Here is a 25,501-nt window from a genome sequence, read left to right on the forward strand (position 1 = left end):
CTCCTCGCAGCCTTACAGGCTACGCTCGACCTTCACTTGGTCGAAGACTTCGATCTTATCGCCGACTTGGACATCGTTGTAGTTCTTCACGCCGATGCCACACTCCATGCCGTTGCGCACTTCCTGCACATCGTCTTTGAAGCGGCGCAGCGATTCGAGTTCGCCTTCGTAGATCACCACGTCATCACGCAACACGCGGATCTTCTTATTACGATGTACGCTGCCTTCAATCACCATACAACCGGCGATGGCACCAATCTTCGGCGCACGGAAGACATCGCGCACTTCGGCAATACCGACGATCTCTTCTTTCCACTCAGGTGCGAGCATACCGCTCATCGCCTGTTTGACCTCGTCGATCAGCTGGTAAATAACGCTGTAGTAACGCAGATCCAGGCCTTCGCGCTCAACGATCTCGCGGGCAGCGGCGTCAGCACGGACGTTAAAGCCGACGACGATGGCTTCCGACGCAAGCGCCAGGTTGGCATCGGTACCGGTGATACCACCGACACCCGAAGAGACCACGGCGACTTCAACTTCACCGGTGGAGAGCTCTTCCAGGGCGCCTTTGATCGCTTCCAGAGAACCTTGAACGTCGGCTTTGAGGACGATGTTGACCTTGGCCACTTCGTCTTGGCCCATCTGGCTGAACATGTTCTCCAGCTTAGCCTTCTGCTGACGTGCCAGGCGCACTTCGCGGTATTTGCCTTGACGGAAGTTAGCCACTTCGCGGGCTTTCTTCTCGTCTGCTACGACCATGAAGTCATCACCGGCATCCGGCGTACCGCCCAAGCCTTGAATCTCTACCGGCATGGCCGGGCCAACCGCATCGACTTGCTGGGCAAGTTCGTTGGTCAGCGCACGCACACGACCGTAGTGCAGGCCAGCCAGGACGATATCGCCCTTTTTCAGCGTACCGTTCTGAACCAGCACGGTAGCGACCGGACCACGACCTTTATCAAGGCGCGATTCAACCACCACGCCTTTACCCGGCGCTTCCGGTACGGCCTTGAGCTCAAGCACTTCAGAGACCAGTTGGATGGCTTCCAACAGTTCTTCGATACCTTCACCGGTCTTGGCGGAAACGTGAACAAACTGGGTATCACCGCCCCACTCTTCGGAGATCACGCCGTGCTGCGAAAGCTCATTCTTGATGCGATCAAGATCGATACCATCTTTATCGATCTTGTTGACCGCGACCACCATGGGCACTTCAGCGGCTTTGGAGTGTTCAATCGCCTCAATCGTCTGAGGCATCACGCCATCGTCGGCAGCCACAACCAGAATAACCACGTCTGTCGCCTTGGCACCACGGGCACGCATTGCGGTAAACGCCGCGTGGCCTGGGGTATCCAGGAAGGTCACGCCACCGTGGTTATCTTCCACGTGGTAGGCACCGATATGCTGGGTAATACCACCGGCTTCACCGGTCGCCACTTTCGCTTTACGGATGTAATCCAGCAGCGAGGTTTTACCGTGGTCAACGTGGCCCATCACCGTAACAACGGGTGAACGCGTGATCTCTTCGCCTTCATAGGAGATGCCTTCGAGCATTTCCGTTTCCAGCGCGTCATCTTTAACCAGCTTCGGTGTATGGCCCATCTCTTCCACCACGATCGCAGCCGTATCCTGATCGATGGTTTGGTTGATGGTAACCGCCGCGCCCATGTTAAACATGGCCTTGATCACTTCATTGGCCTTGATCGACATCTTATCGGCCAATTCCGCCACGCTGATCGATTCAGGGATCGATACTTCACGCACGATCGGCTGAGTCGGCTTCTGGAAAGCGTGCTTGCCATTGCCGGTCTGGTTGCCACCACGGCGACCACCGCGACGCTGTTCGGCACGTTTTACCTTCTTACCGCCGCCGCGCTTGCGCTCTTCGCGATCACCACGATCTTCATCGTCACGGCGACCTTTGTTCTTCGCCGCCGTCTTCTTGGGCGGAGCGGTACGACGGTCAGTGCGGCCCTCTTTCGGCGGCGCTGGCGGCATATCGTCACCGGACGGCGTATCGTCGATTTCAAGATTCGGCACAGGAATGTCTGGCGTAGCCGGTGCTTTGGCTGCCGCAGGCGCTTTCGGCTTGGCTTCAGACTCTTTATTGCTACGCGCCGTGTTACTTTGCGCCGTCGCTTCAGCTTCTTTATTGCTACGCGCGGTGGCTTCCGCTACCTGTGCAGCGCGGGCTTTCTTAGCAGCGGCTTTTTCTTCGGCTTCACGCGCATCAGACACTTTGCGCTCAGCTTCGGCTTCCGCCATATCGCCCACTAGCTGGCGCGGGCCAGTATAGCTAGGCTCCGGCGCTTTCGGCTTCTCATCTTCAGCGCTTTTGACGTAGGTCTTTTTCTTACGTACCTGCACTTCAATGGTTTTGCCGCGCTCGCCGGTATTGATACGGCTACGGGTTTTGCGCGTCAGCGTGATGCGGTTTTTGCCCGCTTCAGGGGTGTCGCTACCGCCGTGGCTCTTCTTCAAGAAACTCAGTAGCTTCTGCTTATCTTCTTCAGACACAGCATCGCTTTCAGAAGCGTGCTTCAAACCCGCTTCTTTCATTTGCTCTAGTAGGCGAGGCACATCACGGCCCACCTTTCCTGCGAAATCTTTAACTGTCATATCTGACATATTGACCCTCCTCAGCCCGTGACCTGTTTACTGTGTGTTCGAATCCGATGCGTCATCGACTTCAAACCAGGGCGCACGGGCAGTCATGATCAGTGCCGCTGCGCGCGCTTCGTCCAACTCCTCGATATCGACCAGATCGTCGACAGACTGCTCGGCGAGATCTTCCATGGTAACGATGCCGCGACTGGCCAGAATGAAGGCCAGGTGGCGCTCCATGCCATCCATCTCCAGCAGATCTGCTGCTGGCTGGGCACCGTCTAGCGCTTCTTCCGTGGCAATTGCCATCGTCAGCAGCTCGTCTTTCGCACGTGCACGAAGCGCTTCGACTAAATCTTCATCGAACTCTTCGATTTCGAGCATCTCTTCCATCGGCACGTAGGCGACTTCTTCCAGGGTAGTGAACCCCTCATCCACCAACAGGCGAGCGACATCTTCATCCACATCGAGGTGCTGGATAAAAGAGTCCACCAGGCTATCAATCTCTTGATCGCGCTTAGACTCCGCTTCCTCTTCGGTCATGACATTAATGCGCCAGCCGGTAAGTTCAGAAGCCAAACGCACGTTCTGACCGCTCCGACCAATCGCCTGAGCAAGGTTATCCTGCGCCACGGCCACGTCCATTGCGTGGGCGTCCTCGTCCACAAGGATAGACCCAACATCGGCAGGTGCCATGGCGTTAATCACCAATTGGGCGGGATTGTCATCCCACAGCACGATATCAACGCGTTCGTTTTGCAGCTCCGAAGAGACCGCCTGAACGCGCGAACCGCGCATACCCACACAGGCACCGACCGGGTCGATGCGGCGATCATTGGTTTTTACCGCAATTTTGGCCCGTGAACCGGGGTCACGCGCAGCACCTTTGATCTCAATCAACTGCTCTGCGATCTCTGGCACTTCAATTTTGAACAGCTCGATGATCAGCTCGGGACACGTCCGCGATAGCTGAAGCTGGGCACCGCGTGCATCGGGATCCACTTTGACCAACAGGGCGCGCACCCGCTCGTTCATGCGGTAACGCTCGCCGTGAATCATTTCATTGCGCGGCAAAAACGCCTCAGCGTTTTCGCCCAAATCAATGATCAGGCCATCACGTGTGGTCTTTTTAACGATGCCCGCAACCAGTTCACCTTCGCGATCGGCATATTGGCGCACGACTTCAGCCCGCTCGGCTTCGCGTACTTTCTGTACGATCACCTGTTTGGCGGTTTGTGCAGCAATACGGCCAAACGACGCATTTTCGATGCTTTTTTCGACCACATCGCCTAATTTCAGCGGCGGATCGCGCTGCTCGGCGATGCTCTCTTTAATTTCATAATCTGGCGTTTCGAATTCGTCATCTTCCACAACGGTCCAGGTGCGGAAGGTTTCGTATTCACCAGTGCGGCGGTCAATATGCACGCGCACATTGGCTTCTTCTCTTTCAAAACGCTTGCGTGACGCACTCGCAAGAGCGGCTTCTACCGCCTCGAAGATGACATCACGTGGGACGCCCTTCTCATTGGAGATCGCGTCAACGACCATTAAAATTTCTTTACTCATGCGTATGCCTCGCCAGAAAACCTATCCTTATGTGCATCACCCCGGCAGCCTGCCGGCAGCGCCGCCACCCGGTCAATCGTCGAACTGCGGTACAATGTGAGCAGAATCAATACTCTCAATTGGAAAGCAGTACTCTTCGCCATCCAGTTGTAGCAGTACTTCATCCCCCTCAACACCGACCAAAAGCCCTTGATACTTGCGCCGCCCGTCAAAGGCAGTGCGCAATTTCAGCGCGACGTGATGACCTTGAAAGCGGGTAAACTGATCCAGGGAATACAAGGGACGTGCCATGCCTGGCGAGGAGACTTCCAACCGGTACTCACCGGGAATGGGGTCTTCTACATCCATAACGGCACTGACTTGGCGGCTAATATCTGCGCAGTCTTCCACGCTGACACCACTCTCGCGCTCGATATAGATCACCAGCCGCGAATTTTTGCCCTGGGAAAGATGGTCGATGCCCCATAGCTCAAAGCCCATGGCAGCAACAACAGGTTCGATCAGCGCGTGAAGCGCAGCGTGTTTAGTGGCCACAGACAAAGCTCCTATAGCCGTTGCATCAGGCACCTGGCCAGGAGTTATTAGAAAAGCTAGGTGGCTGATTGGCGTTACTTGGGAATGTGTCTCCGGTTTTCCGGACGACATCCGCTATTAAGATATTCGTGCTAACGATATTCTGGCTAACAAAGCGGGGGCGCCAATAAAACAGCGACCAGGCGCGCTTGCTAGCCAAAAGCTGCTAACAAAAAGCCCCTTCACTGGAAGGGGCTTTTTGAAAGAAACCTTGTGTACCATTTCTTAAGTACTACTTCCAGTACCGTCTTAGCAACATGTAACAGGCTGTACCTGAAATGACCGTTATTTCCAATACGTCTTAAAAATAACAATCTAGAACATGCTACTAGAAAATGGTAGCGGGGACCGGATTTGAACCGATGACCTTCGGGTTATGAGCCCGACGAGCTACCAGACTGCTCCACCCCGCATCAATCTAGGTCGACGATAATAGACACTAAAGCCACTTACGTCAAGAACTACTTGCTTCAAGAACCACTTACTTAAAGCTGTCTTTTTCGCCTCAGGTGCCAATGGGCATTCTGGTAACAAAAGAAACGTTCTGGGAAGCTGGCGTGCCAGCAAAACAGATGGTGCCGAAGGCGGGACTTGAACCCGCACGACCATACGGTCACTACCCCCTCAAGATAGCGTGTCTACCAATTCCACCACTTCGGCATCAGGGGAGGCTAAAAAACAGCAGCTGCTTACTCGCTGCTTTCCTCTAGCACTGGCGCGGTATTATCCACGTCCGCAGGCCTGTCGTCAAGCGTCGGGACGCTTTGCTGCTGCTCGATCAAGCGCGAATCGGGAATACCTGCTTCCGGTGCCTGGCCCGCCTGGGTGGCAAAGTAAGCTAGCGCCATTGAGGTGACGAAGAAACCCGCCGCCAAAATAGCCGTTGTGCGCGACAGGAAGTTACCACTGCCCCGCGAACCAAATACCGTTTGTGATGCACCGCCTCCGAAAGCGGCACCGGCTTCGGCACCTTTACCCTGCTGAAGCAGAATGAGTACCACCAGGGCGACCGCAATCACCACATGAATCATAAGAATTGCAACTTGCATGGCGTTATCCTGCTGACTGACAAATGGCATAAAAATCATCGATCTTGAGTGAGGCTCCGCCCACTAGACCGCCGTCGATATCTGGCTGAGCAAGCAGCTCAGCCGCATTGCTTGCGTTCATACTGCCGCCGTAAAGCAAACGCAGTTGCTCGGCGAGGCCCTTATCGAAACCCGCCTGGTAGGCACGGATGCCTGCCATAACGTCCTGGGCTTGCTCAGGCGTTGCCGTGCGCCCAGTGCCAATGGCCCAAACAGGCTCATAGGCAATCACGACCTGCTTACGCTGGTCGGGCTCTAAGCGGGACATTACATAGCCCACTTGACGAAGCACCACATCCATCGTGCGCCCTGCGTCGCGCTCCTCCAGGGACTCACCCACACAGAGGATCGGCGTGATATCCACGCTCAATGCTGCTAGCAGGCGTGCAAAGATCTGTTCATCGCTCTCTTTGTAGAGCTGACGTCGTTCAGAGTGCCCCACCAATACGTAAGAGACCGCAAACTCTTTTAGCATGCGACCACTTACTTCGCCGGTATGCGCCCCAGAGTGAATAGGGTTCAACGTTTGCGCGCCCAATGAAAGCACCGTACCTTCAAACGCGTGGCGCGCCGCATCCAAATAGGGGAACGGCGGAATGATAACGACATCCACGCTCGTTGGCGATACGGCGGCGGAGAAGGCCTGGCCGAATTCATTGATTAACGCCACGGAACCGTTCATTTTCCAGTTACCGGCGATTAAAGGCGTACGCATCGACTCTCCTCACTCAAGGTGGAGCGAAATGGTATAGGAGCGGCCTTGTCAAGACAACCGCTGTTATAACCACAAGCTGGGTTTACCAAACCAGTTTACCGAACCGGTTAGCTGAACACATTTAATTAAGTAGCGCCTGAACCTGATCGGCCAAGCTATGCGCCAATTGATCGACATCTAAATGGGCACGTCCTTCCACCATTACTCGAATAAGCGGCTCAGTACCTGAGGGACGTAGCAACACTCGCCCCTCATCACCTAACTCATGCTCTAACGCAGCCACTGCCTGCTGAAGCGGCGCAGATGCCATCACCTCTTTGGCGCTGGCATGAGCGGGCAAACGTACATTAACCAGCGCCTGGGGCACTTTCTCCAACTCTTTTAACAGTGTCGGGAGGCTTTTTTGCTCGCGCATCATCAGCGCCAATACCTGCAACGCGGAGACAATGCCGTCGCCGGTGGTCTGCACGTGGGCGCACACAATATGCCCCGACGACTCACCGCCCAGCTCCCAACCATTGGCGGCCATACGCTCCATCACAAAGCGGTCACCCACCTTTGCGCGCTCAAAGGGGATTCCCAGCTTATCCAGCGCCATCGACAGGCCAAAGTTTGACATCAGGGTGCCCACCACGCCGCCTTGAAGCAAGCCACGCTCGTGGCGATCTCGGGCAATCAGATAGAGAATATCGTCGCCGTCGACTTCCCGCCCGTCGCCATCTACCAGCAGCACGCGGTCGCCATCGCCATCAAAGGCGATCCCCAAATCCGCATTTTGCTGAATAACGGCAGCGCGTAGAGCCGCGGGGTGCGTTGAGCCCACCTGCTGGTTAATGTTTAACCCGTCAGGCGCAGAGCCAATGGTGGTGACATCAGCCCCCAGCTCGCGGAACACATTGGGTGCGATATGGTAAGTGGCACCGTGAGCACAGTCTAAGACGATTTTAAGGCCGTGCAGGCTAAGCCGGTCAGGCAAGGTCGATTTACAGAACTCGATGTAACGGCCTGCGGCGTCGTCGATACGCGTTGCCTTACCCAGCTGCGCGGCCTCGGCCGTGGTCAGCGGCGCTTCCAGCATCGCTTCGATACGATCTTCCGTGTCATCGGGAAGCTTCTTGCCCTCAGCGGAGAAGAACTTGATGCCGTTATCATCAAAGGGGTTGTGCGATGCCGAAATGACGATGCCTGCATCGGCACGGAAGGTGCGCGTTAAATAGGCAATACCCGGCGTGGGCATTGGCCCCAGCAGTGATACATCGACACCCGCTGCCGAGAGCCCCGCCTCTAGGGCGGATTCAAACATATAGCCAGAGATCCGGGTATCTTTGCCGATCAGTACCCGCGTTCGACCTTTATCACGGCGCAGCACCTGACCCGCCGCCCAGCCCAGCTTGAGCATAAAATCAGCGGTAATCGGTGATTTACCCACCGTGCCGCGAATACCATCCGTCCCAAAATAGCGCCTTGTCATGCGTCAAACTCCTTATTTAGCGGCGGCTCGCAGCCTTCTTGTAGTACCGCCCACGCCATATTGACTGCATCGACCGTTGCAGCCACGTCATGCACGCGCAAAATATTTGCCCCTCGCTCAACCGCCATGGCAGCGAGCGCCAAACCACCGGAGAGACGCTCCTCCACTGGTCGACCCAACACTTTTCCAATCATACTTTTGCGTGACATACCCACTAGCAGCGGGAGCTCCAGCGATTGCAGAGACTCCATGTATTTGAGTAAGCGTAGATTGTGTTCGACGGTTTTGCCGAAGCCAAAACCAGGGTCAACCAATAGACGATTGCGGCGCAGACCGGCCGCCTCGCACTCAGCAATCCGACGGGCCAAATAATCCGCCACCTCTTCTTCAATCGGGCGCTGATAAGTGGGCGACTGCTGCATATCCTGCGGCTCGCCCTGGCGGTGCATCAAACAGACGGGCAGCCCGCTACCCACCGCGGCCAGCAGGGCTCCCTCGCGCTCTAACGCACGCACATCATTAATCATACCAGCGCCCAGTTCGCTCGCCTCGCGTATAACCGTCGGGCAACTGGTATCCACCGACACCAACGCATCCAGCTCGCGTACCAGGACTTCCACCACTGGCGCCACCCGGTCTAGCTCCTCCTGGGGGCTGACGGGGGTAGCCCCAGGGCGGGTCGATTCGCCGCCCACATCTATCATCGCCGCCCCTTCGGCCAGCATCCGCTCAGCGTGGCGCAAAGCGTCATCCAATGCCACGTGCTGGCCACCGTCAGAAAAAGAGTCCGGGGTCACATTAAGAATACCCATTACCCTGGGAAAGGAGAGATCCAACAGATGGCGCCCGCAACGCAGTTGGAGAGCATTTTCTGCGTTTCGTGAAGAGGACGTGTCCAGAATTGATTTCATGCTGCAGCCTGATCAAGAAATGAAACATTGCTGTTATGTATACAGCATATCAAAAAAGGCGCCCCATGACGGGGCGCCTTTGGCTCATACGGCAGTGCTGGCTTATGAGCCTGCAGGGCCACCTAGCGGGTCTGAGGGACGGCGACGCGGCCCGTCGTCATCTTCTTCACTGTCACCACCGGACGCATCGCCTCCAGAAGCGTTTGAAGAAGCATCGTCTTCAGCCTTCGCTTGCGGCTTGTCATCGTTGACAGGCGTACCGCCACCGGATGAGTCACCGTCATCCCAACCTTCCGGCGGGCGCGGCTCACGACCTTCCATGATGTCCTTCAACTGCGTGGCATCAATGGTCTCGTACTTCATCAAGGCCTCGGCCATGGCGTCCAGCTTATCGCGATTATCGGTCAGGATTTGGCGTGCCTGCTCGTAGCAACCGTCGATGATTTTGCGGACTTCCTTATCAAGGCGCGTGGTGGTGTCACCAGACTTCATCTTGCCACCACCCTGACCCGGGCCGCCGAGGAACTGATGCGACTCATCCTCGTCGTACATGATCGGGCCCATTTCGTCCGACAAGCCCCACTTGGCAACCATGTTATGGGCCAGCTCAGTAGCACGCTTGATGTCGTTTGAGGCGCCGGTCGTTACACCATTCGGGCCTAACGTCATTTCTTCGGCAATACGGCCACCAAACAGCGAGCAGATCTGCCCCAGAATTTGCTGACGGGAGAGGCTGTAGCGATCCTCTTCCGGCAGGAACATGGTGACACCCAGCGCACGGCCACGGGGAATAATCGTTACCTTATAGACCGGATCATGGGAAGGCACGACCAGACCGATAATGGCGTGACCCGACTCATGGTAAGCGGTATTGAGCTTCTCTTTGTCGGTCATGACCATCGATTTGCGCTCAGCGCCCATCATGATCTTATCCTTCGCGAGCTCAAGCTCTTCCATGCTGACCAGGCGCTTATTGCGGCGCGCGGCAAACAGAGCGGCTTCGTTGACTAGGTTGGCCAAATCCGCACCAGAGAAACCAGGCGTACCACGTGCGATCAGCTGCGGTTTTACGTCATCACCCAGCGGCACTTTACGTAGGTGAACGCCCAGAATATGCTCACGGCCACGGATATCCGGCAAGCCGACCGTTACCTGACGGTCAAAGCGGCCTGGGCGCATTAACGCAGGGTCAAGTACGTCAGGACGGTTGGTCGCAGCAATAACGATGATGCCTTCGTTGGCTTCAAAGCCATCCATCTCGACCAGCAGTTGATTCAACGTCTGCTCGCGCTCGTCGTTACCGCCACCCATACCGGTGCCACGTGAACGGCCCACGGCGTCAATCTCATCGATAAAGATAATGCACGGCGCCTGCTTTTTGGCCTGCTCGAACATGTCGCGCACACGCGATGCACCGACACCGACAAACATTTCAACGAAGTCAGAACCCGAAATAGAGAAGAACGGCACTTTGGCTTCGCCCGCAATGGACTTCGCCAGCAGCGTTTTACCGGTACCCGGGGGCCCTACCATCAGCACGCCGCGGGGAATCATACCGCCCAGGCGCTGGAATTTGGTTGGGTCACGCAGGAAGTCGACCAGCTCTTCTACTTCCTCCTTGGCTTCATCACAGCCTGCCACATCGGCAAAGGTGGTTTTGATCTGATCTTGAGAGAGCAGTTTGGCCTTCGATTTACCAAAGCTCATCGGGCCGCCTTTACCGCCACCGGCTCCGCCCTGCATTTGGCGCATGAAGAACATAAAGATGCCCAAAATCAGCAGAATCGGGAAGCTGGCGATCAGTAGCCGCGTCCAGATACTTTGCTGCTCTGGCTCTTTGCCCACCACCGTCACATTGTTGCTCAACAGGTCGTCCATCAGCTTTGGATCTTCCGCTGCTGGGCGGATGGTCTGGAACTGAGTGCCGTCCGTGCGCTCACCGCTGATGGTGTAACCATCAATCGTTACGCTACGTACCTGCTGATTTTGCACCTGCTGCACAAACTGGGAATAGTTTGTGTTTTGCGGTGCGCTTTCCGTACTGAAATTGTTGAACACTGTCAGTAGGACGGCCGCGATGACCAACCACAGAATCAGGTTCTTCGCCATATCATTCAAGGGGCTACCCTCATTACAAGAATCCGTCAGTTAAACCCTGGTGCTTCATAAAGTCTTTTACCAATAAGCTTAGTAATACGACATTACATCAGCATCAAGCGTTCAACCATTGCCAAAGCGTCTTATGCCTCGGGCCATCTGTGTCACGCGCACTTATGGCGACTAATGTGACACACGTTGCGCTTGCCTGTCTGGCAATCGCGCTGATAAATCTTGGCTATGAACCACACGGGCAGCCTCTCATGTTAAGGAGAGTCACCCGCGAAACCCTTCGGCCAGAAAATAGACTTCACGGGAACGCGCCCGGGAGGCGTCTGGCTTACGGGTTACTACCTTGTTAAAGCTGCCGCGCAATTCTTTCAAATAGGCGTCAAACCCTTCCCCCTGGAATACTTTAGCTAAAAACCGGCCACCAGGTGACAACGTTTCGCGGGCAAGTTCTAACGCTAGCTCCACTAAATACATCGCCTGGGGCTGATCAATCGCCGCCATACCACTCATATTGGGGGCCATATCCGACATCACAAGGTCTACACGGCGATTATCCAGGCATTTTAGTATCGCCTCCAGCACCGCCTCTTCAGTGAAATCACCTTGGATAAAATCCACCCCGGCCAGTGCATCCATCTCCAGAATATCAGAGGCAATCACCACACCTTCAGGCCCTACCCTTTCCGCTGCAATTTGACTCCACCCGCCGGGGGCGGCGCCCAGATCAATCACCGTCATACCGGGACGCAGCAGTTTATCTTTTTCATCCAACTCAATCAGCTTATAGCTGGCACGGGAACGGTAGCTATCTTGCCAGCTCTGCTTCACGTACTGGTCGTCAAAATGCTCCTTCTTCCAGTTATTGCTGGTCTTGCTAACGGAATGTTTTCGGTTCGGGGGCTTTTGCTGCATGTGGGAATCTAACACTGGAATAAGAGATGGGCGCATTCACGCGATCGCTTTCACTCGGTGACGTTTCACCGTAAGATGGAGCGTTAAGCGCTAACCGGGATACCGCAAGATACCATGAGCTTGTCACAGGCACAAAAGAAAGCATTTCGTAGCATTGGCCACCATCTTAACCCAGTGGTCACCGTTTCTGAGAACGGCGTCTCCGAAAATTTGCTCGCAGAACTCAACCGCGCACTCACTGATCACGAACTGATCAAAGTGAAACTTGCCCTTCCTGAGAGGGATGATCGTGCTGCCATGATAGCCGAACTGATCGCCAACAGCCGTGCCGACTTGGTGCAAACCATTGGCAAAATGGCGCTGCTCTATCGCAGAAATCCGCAGGTGAACCCGAAGCTTTCTAACGTTACCCGCTTTGAGAACCACCACGGCCGCCATTAAGCGTTAAATTCAACGCGTGCAATAGAGTGTCGACGTACGAAAGCGCCCCTTCAACCGACTCCAGAGTCAATCGAAGGGGCGTTTTTTGTCATACGTGTTCGACGCTACCTACTTCGTACTCCACGTCACCGCCAGGTGTTTTGACCACCACGACATCACCCTCTTCTTTGCCGATCAGGGCACGGGCAATCGGTGAAGTAACCGAGATACGGCCAGACTTAATGTCCGCCTCATCTTCGCCGACGATACGGTAAGTGACTTCCGCATCAGTATCCAGATTCATTAGCGATACGGTAACGCCGAAAATCACTTTGCCGGTTTTGGGCAGCTTGGTGACATCAATCACTTGAGCGACGGAGAGCTTACTTTCGATCTCCTGAATCCGCCCTTCGATAAACCCTTGCTGCTCGCGAGCGGCGTGATACTCGGCGTTCTCTTTAAGATCACCGTGTTCACGTGCTTCGGCGATGGCCGCGATCACCTGCGGACGAGCTTCGCTTTTAAGGTGGTCGAGCTCTTCACGAAGGCTTCTTTCTCCCGCAACTGTCATCGGGACCTTGTTCATTGACTTGCTCCTGCATGCAGATCCTGAAGGCGCCGCACCGTAATCTCCCTACCGTACTCAAGCGCCATGCAAACAGCATTAGCGCCCGCCAAGGTGGTCGCATAGGGCACCTTGCGCGAGAGAGCAGTACGGCGAATGACCGAAGAGTCGTTAATAGCCTGACGACCTTCAGTAGTGTTCACAATGTAGGCGATTTCGTCGTTCTTAAGCAGATCGACAATATGGGGACGGCCTTCGTAGACTTTATTGACGTGTTCCACGGCAAGCCCGGCAGCTTCCAAAGCAGCCGCTGTTCCCCGTGTAGCACATAGCGTAAAGCCTAATGCTAACAGAGAACGCCCCACTTCGATAATCCCCGCCTTGTCCGGTTCGCGCACGGAAAGGAATGCCTTACGCTCACCGGTAAGCCCAGGAATGGCCTCACCTGCCCCCAGTTGCGCCTTGAAGAAGGCTTCTGCAAAGGTGTCGCCAGAGCCCATCACTTCACCGGTGGACTTCATTTCCGGCGAGAGAATCGGGTCGACACCGGGGAATTTATTGAACGGGAAGACCGCCTCTTTAACACTATAGAAGTGCGGTACGATTTCCTGCTCAAAGCCCTGCTCAGCCAGGGTTTTACCGGCCATGCAGCGCGCTGCGATCTGCGCCAGCGAGGTGCCAATGCACTTGGACACAAAGGGCACCGTACGCGAAGCGCGGGGATTCACCTCGATCACATAGATCTCGCCATCCTGCCAGGCCAACTGCACGTTCATTAAGCCTTTAACGCCCAGCTCAACCGCCATCTGCTTCACTTGATGGCGCATCTCGTCCTGCACATCCGCAGGCAGCGAGTAAGGCGGCAGCGCGCAGGCAGAGTCGCCGGAGTGAACGCCCGCTTGCTCTACGTGCTGCATGATGCCGCCGATCACCACCTGCTGGCCATCCGACACCGCATCGATATCGATCTCGATTGCAGCGCTCAGGAAGTGATCCAGCAGTACCGGGGAGTCGTTTGAGACCTTCACCGCGTGGGTCATGTAGTTTTCAAGCTCGGAGGCGTCGTAGACGATCTCCATCGCCCGGCCACCCAATACGTAGCTGGGGCGAACTACCAGCGGGTAACCAATCGCTTCGGCTTTATCGAAGGCTTCGGCAAAGCTGCGTGCGGTCGCGTTGGGCGGCTGCTTCAGGCCCAGCTTGTCGATCATCACCTGGAAGCGTTCACGGTCTTCTGCGCGGTCGATAGCATCCGGCGTGGTACCAATGATCGGCACACCGGCAGCTTCTAGCTCACGGGCCAGTTTCAGCGGCGTTTGACCACCGAACTGAACGATCACACCCACCGGCTTCTCTTTGTCGGCGATTTCCAGCACGTCTTCCAGCGTTACCGGCTCGAAGTAGAGACGATCAGAGGTGTCGTAATCGGTCGAGACGGTTTCCGGGTTGCAGTTGACCATGATGGTTTCATAGCCGTCGTCGCGCATGGCGAAGGCGGCGTGAACGCAGCAGTAATCAAACTCGATGCCCTGACCGATCCGGTTAGGGCCACCGCCCAGTACCATGATCTTCTGACGGTCAGAGACATCCGCCTCGCACTCCTCTTCGTAAGTGGAGTACATATAGGCGGTATCAGAGGCGAACTCCGCGGCACAGGTATCAACGCGCTTATAAACCGGGCGAATACCGGCTGCTTGGCGGGTTTGACGGAACTCTTTTTCGCTGACATTCAGCAATTTGGCTAGGCGTGCATCGCCGAAACCTTTGCGCTTGAGCTGATAGAGCTCACGGGCAGAGAAGTCAGCCAGCGTACGTTTGGCGACGGCGTTTTCAGTCAGCACCAAATCTTCCAACTGCACCAGGAACCAAGGGTCGATATTGGTCAGGGCAAAGACGTCATCGACGCTCATGCCGGAACGCATGGCGTCTGCCACGTAGAAAATACGCTCGGCACCGGCGGCCTGCAGCTCGCCCTGGATAATTGCCATGTTGTCCGGCGTGAAATCGGTAATGATCGGATCGAGACCATCGTTACCGGTTTCCAGGCCACGCAGGGCTTTCTGCAGTGACTCCTGGAAAGTACGCCCAATCGCCATCACCTCACCCACCGACTTCATCTGGGTGGTCAGGCGGTCGTTAGCCTGGGGGAATTTCTCGAAGGTGAAGCGCGGAATTTTGGTGACCACGTAATCGATAGACGGCTCGAACGATGCCGGCGTTTGACCACCGGTAATATCGTTCTGCAGCTCGTCCAGGGTATAGCCAATCGCCAATTTCGCGGCGATTTTAGCAATCGGGAAACCGGTCGCTTTAGAGGCCAGCGCCGAAGAGCGCGACACCCGCGGGTTCATCTCGATAACTACCAAACGGCCGGTTTTGGGATCCATACCAAACTGGACGTTAGAGCCACCGGTCTCTACGCCAATCTCGCGCAGTACCGCGAGGCTGGCGTCACGCATGATCTGATACTCTTTATCGGTCAGCGTTTGCGCCGGTGCCACGGTGATGGAGTCACCGGTGTGCACGCCCATGGGGTCGAAGTTTTCAATCGCGCAGACGATGATGCAGTTGTCGTTTTTGTCACGCACAACTTCCATCTCGTACTCTTTCCAACCCAGCAGCGACTCATCGATGAGTAGCTCGTGGTTGTTGGAGAGCTCGAAACCGCGGGTACAGATTTCTTCGAACTCTTCCTTGTTGTACGCCACGCCGCCGCCAGAGCCGCCCATGGTGTAGGAAGGACGAATAATGGTCGGAAAACCCAGTTCAGCCTGAATCTCCCAGGCTTCATCCATGGTGTGGGCGACTTTCGCTTTCGGGCACTCCAAGCCAATGCGCTTCATGGCCTGATCGAACAGATCGCGGTCTTCGGCCATGTTAATCGCATCGGCGTTGGCACCGATCATCTCCACGCCGAACTTCTCCAGCACGCCATGCTTTTCAAGCTCGAGGGCGCAATTCAGCGCCGTCTGACCACCCATGGTCGGCAGAATGGCATCAGGGCGCTCGGCTTCGATGATCTTCTCCACCGCCTGCCAGGTAATTGGCTCGATGTAGGTGGCATCGGCCATGGCCGGGTCAGTCATGATGGTGGCGGGGTTGGAGTTAACCAAAATAACCCGGTAACCCTCCTCGCGCAGCGCTTTACACGCCTGGGCGCCGGAGTAGTCGAATTCGCAGGCCTGGCCGATCACAATCGGGCCAGCGCCAATGATCAAGATACTGTTGATGTCGGTACGCTTAGGCATAACGGTTCCCGCAAAAAATGGTGACGATGAGCGACAAAAGACGGCAATACTAGGGACGCGTTAACGGCGTGCCTGCATCATAGCCACGAAGCGATCAAACAGCGGCGCCACATCACGCGGACCGGGGCTCGCTTCCGGGTGGCCTTGAAAGCTGAACGCCGGTCGGTCGGTAAGCTCGATTCCCTGCAAGGTGCCGTCGAACAGCGAACGGTGCGTGGCGCGCACGTTAGCGGGTAGGGTCGCTTCATCCGCCGCAAAGCCGTGGTTCTGGCTGGTGATCATCACAGTGCCACTATCCAGATCCTGCACCGGGTGGTTGGCACCGTGGTGGCCGTGGCTCATTTTGACCGTCTTCGCCCCGGCGGCGAGCGCCAGCAGTTGGTGGCCCAGGCAGATACCAAACACCGGAATATTGGTTTCCAGCACGTCCTGAATTGCCTTGATGGCGTAATCGCAGGGCTCCGGATCACCAGGGCCGTTGGCTAAAAACACGCCATCCGGATTCATCGCCAGCACCTCAGCAGCAGGCGTTTGCGCGGGCACGACTGTCAAGCGGCAGCCGCGAGCGGCCAGCATGCGCAGGATGTTGAATTTCACACCGTAGTCGTACGCCACCACATGGTAGGGGCGCTCGCTTTTGGAAGCATCTGCGTAGCCTTCACCCAACGTCCACTCACCTTCCGACCACTCGTAGGCTTGTTTACACGACACCTCTTTGGCCAGATCCATCCCCTTCAGGCCAGGGAAAGCCTTGGCGGCTTCCAGCGCCCGTGTGACCGCATCATCGCCCTCAGCATCTACCCCGGCCAGAATCGCCCCGTTCTGCGCACCTTTATCACGCAAAATGCGCGTTAGGCGGCGGGTATCGATATCGGCAATACCCAGCACGTTCTGGCTTTTCAGGTAGTCCGACAGCGACTGCTCAGAGCGGAAGCTGCTGGCCATTAGCGGTAAATCGCGAATCACCAAACCTGCTGCGGCAATAGAAGCTGACTCAATGTCTTCAGCGTTAATGCCAGTATTGCCGATATGGGGATAGGTGAGGGTAACGATTTGGCGGGTGTAGGAAGGGTCGGTGAGGATTTCTTGATAGCCGGTCATGGCCGTATTGAACACCACCTCACCGCTTGTTAATCCGTCCGCGCCAATGGCGATGCCGTGGAACACGCTGCCATCTTCCAGGGCCAATATTGCGGGTTTGCTCAATGCGGGGTTATTCAAAACAAGATCCTCCCATGCTGGTGGGAGCCTGTGGGGCGCAGGCTCAGCAATTTCTTGATTATCCGCGACGTAACACTATCGCTAATAAAAACTATCACTAGTAAAACTGGGGTCGTAAAAAAGCGGGACGAAGCCGATAAAAAGAATCGGTTTCATCCCGCTTGTTGTTCGATGCCTTTCTGATTCGCTTAGCCTTTAGCGTTACGCTTAACAGCAGCACCGCTTTATAGCAGCAAACCCTGAGGAGGCAGGCTTTGGGTTGACCAACGCAACAAGCGCGCCGTTTAAGATTTCCAGGCCACCCGGCCAAAATTTTTGAAATGTTACAGGAATTCTTGGCCTAAGACTACCCCTTAATGACCGGGCTGTTCTAGCGCTGGCTCTCTGTAAGAATTGGAAAAGGTCGCCTTGCAGTGAATCACCGCCTAAATAGTGTGGTTTTAAATCACCAAACGCTTATTCAGCGCGTATTGACACCCATCACCAAGAAGTCGACCATAGGTACCTGCCATAGGTTTCGTCAAGGAAACTAAAAATGAGTACCCATCTCAGTATCGAAGATGCCGCAGTAATGCTTGGAGTAAGCCCTCAACATACTAGATCCTTATGTCGAAAAAAGGTGCTCCAAGCAGAAAGGATTGGCAACACATGGATTGTCGATTCCAACAGCGTCAAAAATCATAAAATAAAAGCAGAGAACACTGTTGCAGAAGATCATCCGGCCTACCTTGACACATCAGGCGATATGGACGCACCCGTAGCACTGAGCTTTTTTTCAGGCGCTATGGGGCTTGACCTGGGCATCGAAAAAGCAGGATTCGATATTCGTCTAGCTTGTGAATTCGATAAATACTGCCGCCAAACGATTCTGCTTAATCGTCCCAATACAGCCTTGCTTGGCGATATTAACGAATACTCAGCCGCACAAATTTTAGCAGCGGCGCAGCTAGAGGCAGAGAGTGTCGACTTGATGGTCGGCGGCCCGCCCTGCCAAGCGTTTAGCACCGCGGGCAAACGAAAGGCATTCAATGATGATCGCGGCAACGCCTTTCTAAAGTTTATCGACCTGGCCATCGAAATACGGCCGCGTTTTCTGGTCATTGAGAACGTGCGTGGACTGCTCTCATGCCCGATGGATCACAGGCCACATAACCAACGCGGCCCTGGTTTCCCCGACCTCTCGCTGGACGAGATGAAAGGCGGGGCGCTTAATTTTGTGTTGTGCCTATTAAAAAAAGCCGGTTACTCATGCACATTCAATCTATATAACTCGGCGAATTTTGGCACCCCGCAAACCCGCGAAAGAGTCATCATCGTTTGCTCACGAGATGGCGGCGCGGCGCCCTTTTTACAGCCAACCCACTCAGAGCACGGAAGCCATGGGCTACCTAAGTGGAAAACCTTTATAGAAGCAGTCGCTGGCCTGCAAAGCCACACTCACCTTAACTTTCCAGAAAAACGCTTGAAATATTATCGACAGCTGAAGGCCGGACAGAATTGGCGCGCGCTACCCCCTGCCATGCAGCAAGAAGCCTTAGGAAAGTCTTATTTTTCCGGTGGCGGCAAAACAGGCTTTTTGAGACGCCTAAGCTGGGATAAACCATCTCCCACCCTGGTTACCCACCCTGCCATGCCTGCCACAGACCTTGCTCATCCAGAAGAAGACCGGCCCTTATCCATAGAAGAATACAAAAGAATCCAAGAATTCCCCGATAGCTGGCAATTAGCGGGGCCGTTAGTGCAGCAATATAAACAAGTGGGCAACGCCGTACCTGCCAGCTTAGGTTACGCGGTAGGCAAACTGATAAAAGATCTTCTCGAAGACAAAGCCATCTCACCACCTGTAGACTTTAAGTTTTCGAGGTATCGAGAAACTTCCCATCACGAGTGGAGCCACGCCTTCAAACAGCAGCAAAAAGCTCCTCAGCCCACCCTGTCCTTGTTTTAAATTAGCAGAGGGGCTTTCGCCCCTTGTCTAACCTGCTAAAGAGGAATTTAATTTTATCAACCGCGCCCAGTCGATAGCACCGTTTTCCATACAAAATTCAGCAATGAATTCCTGAGTGAATTTGTTAACCATACGCCCGTAAGACTCTTGAAACTCATCATTACGTTCCCGGGACTTACTGCCAAGAGGCTCAATCAACTCAACGTATAATTCAGGATCACCAGATATAAACTCCCAAAACCGTTGTCCGCAATACTTAAAATAATCCCCCTTATCAGGGTTATTATCCCTTCCGTAGCAGCAACCATTGACAGCAACAATATTCAAGCCCGACTGACTGGTTCTTAATGTTTTCTGTGCCGTCTTAAAATTCGTTTTCATCTGACCGATTTGAGAACTATTTCCCCAATTAGGGCCTGACTTGATCGCAACAATATGGCGACGACCGTCATGATCAAATTCGAGGTCTACACCGGCAATACCCGATTTCCACCCACCATATGTCTGCCCATTAATGAAAATAGCTAACCCCTCAAGCCAATCACCAAATAGGGTTTCTTCATTCGATGAAATATGGGCTTCAAGTATCCCCCGAACGATTTGCTCAGCAGTTTGAACGTTTTTTGCTTTAAATAAATAAGGATTTTTCCGCTTCAAAACGTCTTTAAGCTTGAGGCTAGCCAGACGATCAATTCGTTTTTGATGGAATATCCCAATATTTTCAGACACATATTCTGTAACGTCATCCAGACATAAAGGCTTCATCACCTCACTCCAGTGAATAATTTTAGATAAGCCCCAACACATCCTGCATATCGTAACGGCCGTTCTCTTTACCCGCGACCCAGCGCGCAGCGCGTACAGCACCTTTGGCAAAGGTCATGCGGCTGGAGGCTTTATGGGTGATTTCGATGCGCTCGCCTTCGGTGGCAAACATCACCGTGTGTTCGCCGACGATATCCCCCGCACGCACGGTGGCAAAACCGATCTCTTTATCGCTGCGCGGACCGCACTGCCCGACTCGCTCAAACACGCCGTGCTCTTTAAGGTTACGCCCCAGGCTGTCGGCAATTACTTCGCCCATTTTGATCGCGGTGCCGGAAGGCGCATCAACCTTATGGCGGTGGTGAGACTCGATCACTTCAATATCGTAGCCTTCATCGCCCAGCGCTTTGGCAGCGGTTTCGAGCAGTTTCAGGGTCAAATTAACCCCGACGCTCATATTGGGCGCGAACACCATGGCTACCTTGTCGCGGTAGCTATCGAGCTGAGCCAACTCATCATCGCTCATGCCAGTAGTACCAATCACGATACGTTTGCCGTGCTCTGCGCAGAACGCCAGATTACCAAGCGTGACCTGAGGGGCCGTGAAGTCGATCAGCACATCAAATTCATCGACAATCGACGTGAGCGAATCGACCGCGACAACACCGCGCTTCCCGACACCCGCAAGCTCGCCAATATCAGCGCCCGCCAAGGAGCTACCTGGCTCCACGATCCCGCCGGCTAGTGTCGCCTCAGCATCTTGCTCTACAGCATCTACCAACGTACGGCCCATGCGGCCAGCCACGCCTACAATGGCAATTCGGGTCATGCGAACTCCTGAGCTCTAGGTTTCAGTGCGTAAGACTTATGTTTCAAAATCAGCGCGATTATAGCAGACCCATCGATGCCTTCGACGCTCTCCGTTTATGGCTGACCAGTCGTTATCTAGTTCTCCCACACAATCGCCAACTCTTCATCACCGGCCATACGCATTAGGTGGCGCTCGACGACCCCCTCCAACTCATCCAGATGCTCCTCTTCAAGGGTTTCGAGGGCCACCACCAGTTTATCGGCCTCAGCAACCATTAAGCAGGTGCCAGTGGCAAACGTAATGGTGGCCTGCTGATCGCTTTGCTCGACCTCCAGCTTATGCGCCCAGTGTTTACAGAGCCGATTAATTAAACGCTCGGCGGAAGGCGTGGCAACTTCGACTCGAGATAAAGGCATAGCGGCCTCTCCAAAAAATGTAAGTACTTACAAACCAAGTAATCCTTCAACAATGTCTTGCCGTTAGAGCCAAATATGTGAAGCCATCACCGTAGGATAAATGCTCAGTGTAAAGCGTAGCATGTTGACCATTAAGCGCGGCACCCCAATAATGCCGCCCAAACGCTAATCAGTTACAATAGCAATTGCATCTCTGTGCTATCACCGTTAATGCGCATCAGCGATGCCGCCCTGTTAACCAATATCGACCAACGAGTTAAAAAATGCTCAATTCTCCGCGCTTAAAAATCCTGCTTGGTACGCTTATCACGTTTGCTTGCGGCGCCACTGCTATGGCTGACGCTATCACCGTCACCGATGTCGCTGGCCGCGAAATCACTCTGGATGGCCCTGCCGAGCGGGTTATTTTAGGCGAAGGGCGGCAAATTTATCTGCTCGGTTTACTCGAACCTGAAGCTCCTTTTGCCCACGTGGTCGGTTGGCGCGAAGACTTTTCTCAGGCGGATCCCGACAACTATGCCCGTTACGCCGAACGCTTCCCAGAGATTGAAGCGATCCCCACCTTTGGCGGCTTTAAAGACGGCACTTTTGACGTAGAGCAGGCCGCTTCGCTTAATCCTGACGTAGTGCTGATGAACATCGAGGCCAAAGCTGCCACAGAAGACGCCGCCTACGACGACAAGCTGGCACAACTCGGCATTCCCATCGTCTATGTGGATTTTCGCGAAGACCCGATTGAACACACCATTCCCTCCATGCGCATCATCGGCCAGATCATGGACGATGAAGAGGCGGCGGAAGAGTTCATCGAGTTTGCCGAGACACAGTTGGCACGGGTAACCGATGTCATCGCCGAAGCGAACCCAGAGCGCCCCAGCGTGTTTATTGACCGGGCCGGTGGCTACTCCGACGAGTGCTGCATGAGCTTTGGCCCTGCCAACTTTGGCGACTATGTCACCCTGGCTGGCGGTAGCAATATTGCCGATGGCATCATTCCTAACAGTTTCGGCAACCTGAACCCTGAACAGATTATTGCTGCCAACCCTGATCATGTGGTTGTCACCGGCGGCAACTGGGACGCCTACGTGCCGGGTGGCAACTGGGTCGGCGTAGGCCCAGGGTCTGATTTGCAAAGCGCTCGCGCTAAGCTTGAAGCACTGACCGAGCGCACCGCGATGACCGGCATCAAGGCGGTGGAATCAGGTAACTTCCACGCCATTTGGCACCAGTTTTACAATAGCCCCTACTACTTTGTGGCCGTGCAACAGCTAGCCAAATGGCTACACCCAGAGCTATTTGAAGACCTGGATCCCAACGCCACGATGGAAGAACTACACGAGCGCTTCTTACCCATCGACTATGAAACCGGCTACTGGATATCACTCCATGACGACTGATACGAGGATGACGGAAACGGCGGTAACAGAACGCCTTTCACAGGGGCGCGCCTTCTACCATAGCCAGGTTTTCCGCCGCCAAATGATATTGGCGGCACTGGTTCTAGCGCTGTTTTTTAGCCTTTGCGTTGATCTGGCGCTGGGGCCTGCCCGCTATAGTCTGGGTGAAGTGGTCGCAGCGCTATTCACACCAGACAGCGTCAGCCAGCAGGCCCGAGTTATTGTTTGGGAAATCCGCATGCCGGTAGCGCTGATGGCGCTAGTGGTGGGCGCCAGCTTGTCGGTGGCCGGGGCACAGATGCAAACCATTCTGAGCAACCCGCTAGCCAGCCCGTTTACCCTGGGGATCTCCGCCGGAGCCAGTTTTGGCGCCGCGTTGGGGCTTGCTTTTGGTGTCGCCATTGTTCCCGCAGCCATTGAGTTTGTGGTGCCCATCAATGCCTTCGTGATGGCCATGTTCACCGCGTTCTTAATTCATGCTTTAAGCCTTAAGCGCGGCGTGACGGTAGAGACGATTGTGCTGCTCGGCATCGCCATGGTGTTTATCTTCAACTCGCTGATGGCGCTGATTCAGTTCTTTGCCAGCCAGGAAGCGGTCTCCGCGGTGGTGTTTTGGACGATGGGCAGCTTAACCAAAGCCACCTGGCCCAAGTTCTGGATCGCCCTTAGCATTCTTGCCTTATCCATGCCGCTGCTTGCCCGGCATGGTTGGGCGCTGACGGCCATGCGCCTGGGCGACGCCAAAGCCGAGAGCATGGGCGTCAATCCCCGCGCGCTGCGTTTGGAAGTGCTGGTGCTGGTGTCACTACTTGCCGCCATCGCGGTGGCGTTCGTGGGCACCATTGGGTTTATTGGCTTGGTGGGGCCGCATATTGCGCGCATTTTGCTGGGTGAAGATCAGCGCTTCTTCCTGCCCGGTTCGGCGCTGTGCGGCGCGCTCATCCTCTCCGTTGGCTCAGTTATCTCCAAGGTCATTATCCCCGGCACTATAATCCCCATTGGCATTATCACCTCGCTGGTGGGCATTCCCTTCTTTCTGTTTCTGGTGCTTAACCACAAGAAGGCCTCATGGTAACCCTACAACTGAACCGTGTATCCGCCCGCTATGGGCGTCGCCCCATTCTGGAAGATATCACCACGCCCTGCTTTCAAGGGGGGCAAGTCGTCGCTCTGCTAGGGCCCAACGCAGCGGGTAAATCGACGCTTTTTCGCCGCGTGTTAGGACTATTGAAAGGCGAAGGCGAAGTGATTATCAGCGGCACCAGCGCCGAACGCCCCGTGGGCTATATGCCCCAGGACACCGGCGCCAAGGCCGTGCTGACGGTATATGAATCAGTGCTTTTGGCACGTATGCAGGGGCGCGGATTAAAAGTGCAGCCTGAGGATTTAGCGCAGGTTGATCGCGCGCTGGAGGAGCTCAGCATTACGGCCCTTGGCGAACGGGATATTGGCGACCTTAGCGGCGGGCAGCGCCAGTTGGTCAGCGCTGCCCAGGCCCTGGTGCAAGAGCCCGAGATTCTGATGCTGGATGAGCCCACCTCGGCACTCGATTTGAACCGCCAGATCAGCCTGCTGACGGTGCTGCGCCGGTTAGCCGATGAGCGCCAGATGCTGATTCTGGTGGCGCTCCATGACCTGGGGCATGCACTACGTTTCGCCGATGCCGCCATGATGCTCGAAAATGGCCGCTTGATCGCCTGCGGCTCCACTGCTGAAGTGATTACCCCTGCGCTGCTACGTCAGGTTTATCGGGTATCTACGCGCATCGAGTCCTGCTCGAAAGGCCAGCCGCAGCTTATCGTCGAAGCCGCTATCTAGCCCTTTGCCTAAGCCGCCGCCCTTCCATCGCCGCTAGCGCTACCCCACTTAACATCAGCGGTAGCGCTAGCAGGAAGCCGCTGGAGACCGGTATTCCAAACAGCACCCAATCGGCGAGCACAGGCCACACCAGGGCAATATATTCAAAAGGTGCCAAACGCGACGCCTCGGCGTAGCGTAGAGCTAATGTCATCGCGATATGCGCAGCACCGCCAAACAGACCCGAGAGCACCAACAACGAAAACTCTACCCGGTTGAGTGCTGCCCAGCCCAGTGGGAGCGTTGCCAGCCCGGCTAGCGCGGCCACCAAAATAAAGTAGAAGGCGATTGAAGCCGCTGTCTCGGTGCGTGAAATACGCCTGACGGTTAATAAAGCACCTGCCGTTAGCAGCGCACCCAACGCCCCTAGCGCATACCCGGCCACTTGGCCGTTACTGGAACTGGCATTGAGCCCAGGCAAAATCAGCACGGCCACCCCGGCAAGCGCCAGCACCACACCACCCGCGCGATTAAGCGAGCAGCGCTCCCCCAGCAGCAGAACACCACCAATCGCCATAAAGACCGGGGTAAGCTGAGCGAGCAATGTTGCCTCGGCCACTGGCAACAGCGCCACCGCGGCAAAGGAGGCAAACATTGCCGCCGCCCCCATCCCAGAGCGCAGCGCATGCCCCAGCGGACGGCGCGTAGCCAGCCCACGGGGAAACTCCCGCCGCAGCAAAAGGAAAACGACGATAGGCAGCAGCGCAAACAGCGAGCGGTAAAACACCGACTGCCCCACAGGCACTTCGTCACTGACTGCCTTAATACACACCAGCATCCCGGTAAACAGGGCGCCTGACAGTATCCGCAGCAAAATACCCATGGTGGGCCGTTCTTCAAGGTGATCCATTGCGTGCAGCATTTCCTAAACAGCAAAAACCCCCGGTGAACCGAGGGTTTTTGG

21 protein-coding genes and 2 tRNA genes are annotated in these 25,501 nt (G+C 55.2%); 5 read left to right on the plus strand and 18 right to left on the minus strand.

Annotated features, from left to right (window positions below):
* Nucleotides 1–12: 12 nt before the first annotated feature.
* From infB to rlmE, 11 genes are all read right to left on the minus strand, one after another.
* Nucleotides 13–2,628 (minus strand): translation initiation factor IF-2, encoded by a 2,616-nt coding sequence (infB, locus tag HALA3H3_RS05995; RefSeq protein ID WP_022520706.1) that lies wholly within the window; start codon nucleotides 2,626–2,628, stop codon nucleotides 13–15.
* Between the two features lie 27 nt (nucleotides 2,629–2,655).
* A complete protein-coding gene (gene nusA, locus HALA3H3_RS06000; protein WP_009287927.1) occupies nucleotides 2,656–4,170 on the minus strand; it encodes a transcription termination factor NusA in 1,515 nt (504 codons plus the stop codon).
* A gap of 72 nt (nucleotides 4,171–4,242) precedes the next feature.
* Nucleotides 4,243–4,704: a ribosome maturation factor RimP gene (rimP, locus tag HALA3H3_RS06005; RefSeq protein WP_022520707.1), complete on the minus strand. Its 462-nt coding sequence runs from the start codon at nucleotides 4,702–4,704 to the stop codon at nucleotides 4,243–4,245.
* A gap of 375 nt (nucleotides 4,705–5,079) precedes the next feature.
* Nucleotides 5,080–5,156 (minus strand) — tRNA-Met (locus tag HALA3H3_RS06010).
* A gap of 160 nt (nucleotides 5,157–5,316) precedes the next feature.
* Nucleotides 5,317–5,403, minus strand: a tRNA-Leu gene (locus HALA3H3_RS06015).
* Nucleotides 5,404–5,432: 29 nt separating this feature from the next.
* Entirely contained in the window at nucleotides 5,433–5,792 is a 360-nt protein-coding gene (secG, locus tag HALA3H3_RS06020; RefSeq protein WP_022520708.1) for a preprotein translocase subunit SecG, read from the minus strand.
* 4 nt (nucleotides 5,793–5,796) lie between these two features.
* On the minus strand, nucleotides 5,797–6,546 hold the full coding sequence (gene tpiA, locus HALA3H3_RS06025) for a triose-phosphate isomerase (RefSeq protein WP_009287925.1): 750 nt from the start codon (nucleotides 6,544–6,546) through the stop codon (nucleotides 5,797–5,799).
* A 121-nt stretch (nucleotides 6,547–6,667) separates the two neighbouring features.
* Nucleotides 6,668–8,017, minus strand: a complete 1,350-nt coding sequence (glmM, locus tag HALA3H3_RS06030; RefSeq protein WP_022520709.1) for a phosphoglucosamine mutase — start codon at nucleotides 8,015–8,017, stop codon at nucleotides 6,668–6,670.
* On the minus strand, nucleotides 8,014–8,928 hold the full coding sequence (gene folP / locus HALA3H3_RS06035) for a dihydropteroate synthase (RefSeq protein ID WP_022520710.1): 915 nt from the start codon (nucleotides 8,926–8,928) through the stop codon (nucleotides 8,014–8,016). The genes glmM and folP overlap by 4 nt, the downstream gene beginning before the upstream one ends.
* A gap of 102 nt (nucleotides 8,929–9,030) precedes the next feature.
* On the minus strand, nucleotides 9,031–11,046 hold the full coding sequence (ftsH, locus tag HALA3H3_RS06040; RefSeq protein WP_022520711.1) for an ATP-dependent zinc metalloprotease FtsH: 2,016 nt from the start codon (nucleotides 11,044–11,046) through the stop codon (nucleotides 9,031–9,033).
* Nucleotides 11,047–11,301: 255 nt separating this feature from the next.
* Nucleotides 11,302–11,949, minus strand: a complete 648-nt coding sequence (gene rlmE / locus HALA3H3_RS06045; RefSeq protein WP_053856914.1) for a 23S rRNA (uridine(2552)-2'-O)-methyltransferase RlmE — start codon at nucleotides 11,947–11,949, stop codon at nucleotides 11,302–11,304.
* A 114-nt stretch (nucleotides 11,950–12,063) separates the two neighbouring features.
* Between rlmE and yhbY the strand changes: the two genes are divergently transcribed.
* Nucleotides 12,064–12,390, plus strand: a complete 327-nt coding sequence (gene yhbY, locus HALA3H3_RS06050) for a ribosome assembly RNA-binding protein YhbY (protein WP_022520713.1) — start codon at nucleotides 12,064–12,066, stop codon at nucleotides 12,388–12,390.
* A gap of 88 nt (nucleotides 12,391–12,478) precedes the next feature.
* Here yhbY and greA read toward each other — a convergent pair whose 3' ends face one another.
* From greA to carA, 3 genes are read right to left on the minus strand one after another with little or no spacing between them, the layout of a single operon-like run.
* A complete protein-coding gene (gene greA / locus HALA3H3_RS06055; RefSeq protein ID WP_009287920.1) occupies nucleotides 12,479–12,955 on the minus strand; it encodes a transcription elongation factor GreA in 477 nt (158 codons plus the stop codon).
* Nucleotides 12,952–16,182, minus strand: a complete 3,231-nt coding sequence (carB, locus tag HALA3H3_RS06060; RefSeq protein WP_022520714.1) for a carbamoyl-phosphate synthase large subunit — start codon at nucleotides 16,180–16,182, stop codon at nucleotides 12,952–12,954. The genes greA and carB overlap by 4 nt, the downstream gene beginning before the upstream one ends.
* Nucleotides 16,183–16,242: 60 nt before the next feature.
* Nucleotides 16,243–17,388, minus strand: a complete 1,146-nt coding sequence (gene carA, locus HALA3H3_RS06065) for a glutamine-hydrolyzing carbamoyl-phosphate synthase small subunit (RefSeq protein WP_170834124.1) — start codon at nucleotides 17,386–17,388, stop codon at nucleotides 16,243–16,245.
* Nucleotides 17,389–17,938: 550 nt separating this feature from the next.
* Here carA and HALA3H3_RS06070 point away from each other — a divergent pair.
* Nucleotides 17,939–19,351, plus strand: a complete 1,413-nt coding sequence (locus HALA3H3_RS06070) for a DNA cytosine methyltransferase (RefSeq protein WP_022520716.1) — start codon at nucleotides 17,939–17,941, stop codon at nucleotides 19,349–19,351.
* Nucleotides 19,352–19,378: 27 nt separating this feature from the next.
* Here HALA3H3_RS06070 and HALA3H3_RS06075 read toward each other — a convergent pair whose 3' ends face one another.
* The 3 genes from HALA3H3_RS06075 to HALA3H3_RS06085 form a co-directional block, all read right to left on the minus strand.
* Nucleotides 19,379–20,116, minus strand: a complete 738-nt coding sequence (locus tag HALA3H3_RS06075; RefSeq protein ID WP_022520717.1) for a PmeII family type II restriction endonuclease — start codon at nucleotides 20,114–20,116, stop codon at nucleotides 19,379–19,381.
* Nucleotides 20,117–20,138: 22 nt separating this feature from the next.
* Nucleotides 20,139–20,945, minus strand: a complete 807-nt coding sequence (dapB, locus tag HALA3H3_RS06080; protein WP_022520718.1) for a 4-hydroxy-tetrahydrodipicolinate reductase — start codon at nucleotides 20,943–20,945, stop codon at nucleotides 20,139–20,141.
* Nucleotides 20,946–21,061: 116 nt separating this feature from the next.
* Nucleotides 21,062–21,343 carry a DUF2218 domain-containing protein gene (locus HALA3H3_RS06085; protein ID WP_022520719.1) on the minus strand — a complete coding sequence of 94 codons (282 nt, stop codon included), beginning with the start codon at nucleotides 21,341–21,343 and terminating at the stop codon, nucleotides 21,062–21,064.
* A 263-nt stretch (nucleotides 21,344–21,606) separates the two neighbouring features.
* Here HALA3H3_RS06085 and HALA3H3_RS06090 point away from each other — a divergent pair, with 263 nt between their 5' ends.
* Genes HALA3H3_RS06090 through HALA3H3_RS06100 form a run of 3 tightly spaced genes read left to right on the plus strand, consistent with a single transcriptional unit; the run spans nucleotide 21,607 to nucleotide 24,558 of the window.
* Nucleotides 21,607–22,740, plus strand: coding sequence for an ABC transporter substrate-binding protein (locus tag HALA3H3_RS06090; RefSeq protein ID WP_022520720.1), 1,134 nt, complete (start codon nucleotides 21,607–21,609; stop codon nucleotides 22,738–22,740).
* A complete protein-coding gene (locus HALA3H3_RS06095) occupies nucleotides 22,730–23,815 on the plus strand; it encodes a FecCD family ABC transporter permease (RefSeq protein WP_022520721.1) in 1,086 nt (361 codons plus the stop codon). Before HALA3H3_RS06090 ends, HALA3H3_RS06095 begins: the two co-directional genes overlap by 11 nt.
* Nucleotides 23,809–24,558 carry an ABC transporter ATP-binding protein gene (locus HALA3H3_RS06100; RefSeq protein ID WP_022520722.1) on the plus strand — a complete coding sequence of 250 codons (750 nt, stop codon included), beginning with the start codon at nucleotides 23,809–23,811 and terminating at the stop codon, nucleotides 24,556–24,558. Before HALA3H3_RS06095 ends, HALA3H3_RS06100 begins: the two co-directional genes overlap by 7 nt.
* Here HALA3H3_RS06100 and HALA3H3_RS06105 read toward each other — a convergent pair.
* Complete coding sequence (locus tag HALA3H3_RS06105) at nucleotides 24,551–25,447, minus strand: DMT family transporter (RefSeq protein WP_022520723.1); 897 nt, start codon at nucleotides 25,445–25,447, stop codon at nucleotides 24,551–24,553. The genes HALA3H3_RS06100 and HALA3H3_RS06105 overlap by 8 nt on opposite strands.
* Nucleotides 25,448–25,501: the final 54 nt, after the last annotated feature.

Source organism: Halomonas sp. A3H3 (assembly GCF_000982975.1).
In the GTDB taxonomy this organism is placed as follows: Bacteria; Pseudomonadota; Gammaproteobacteria; order Pseudomonadales; family Halomonadaceae; genus Vreelandella; species Vreelandella titanicae.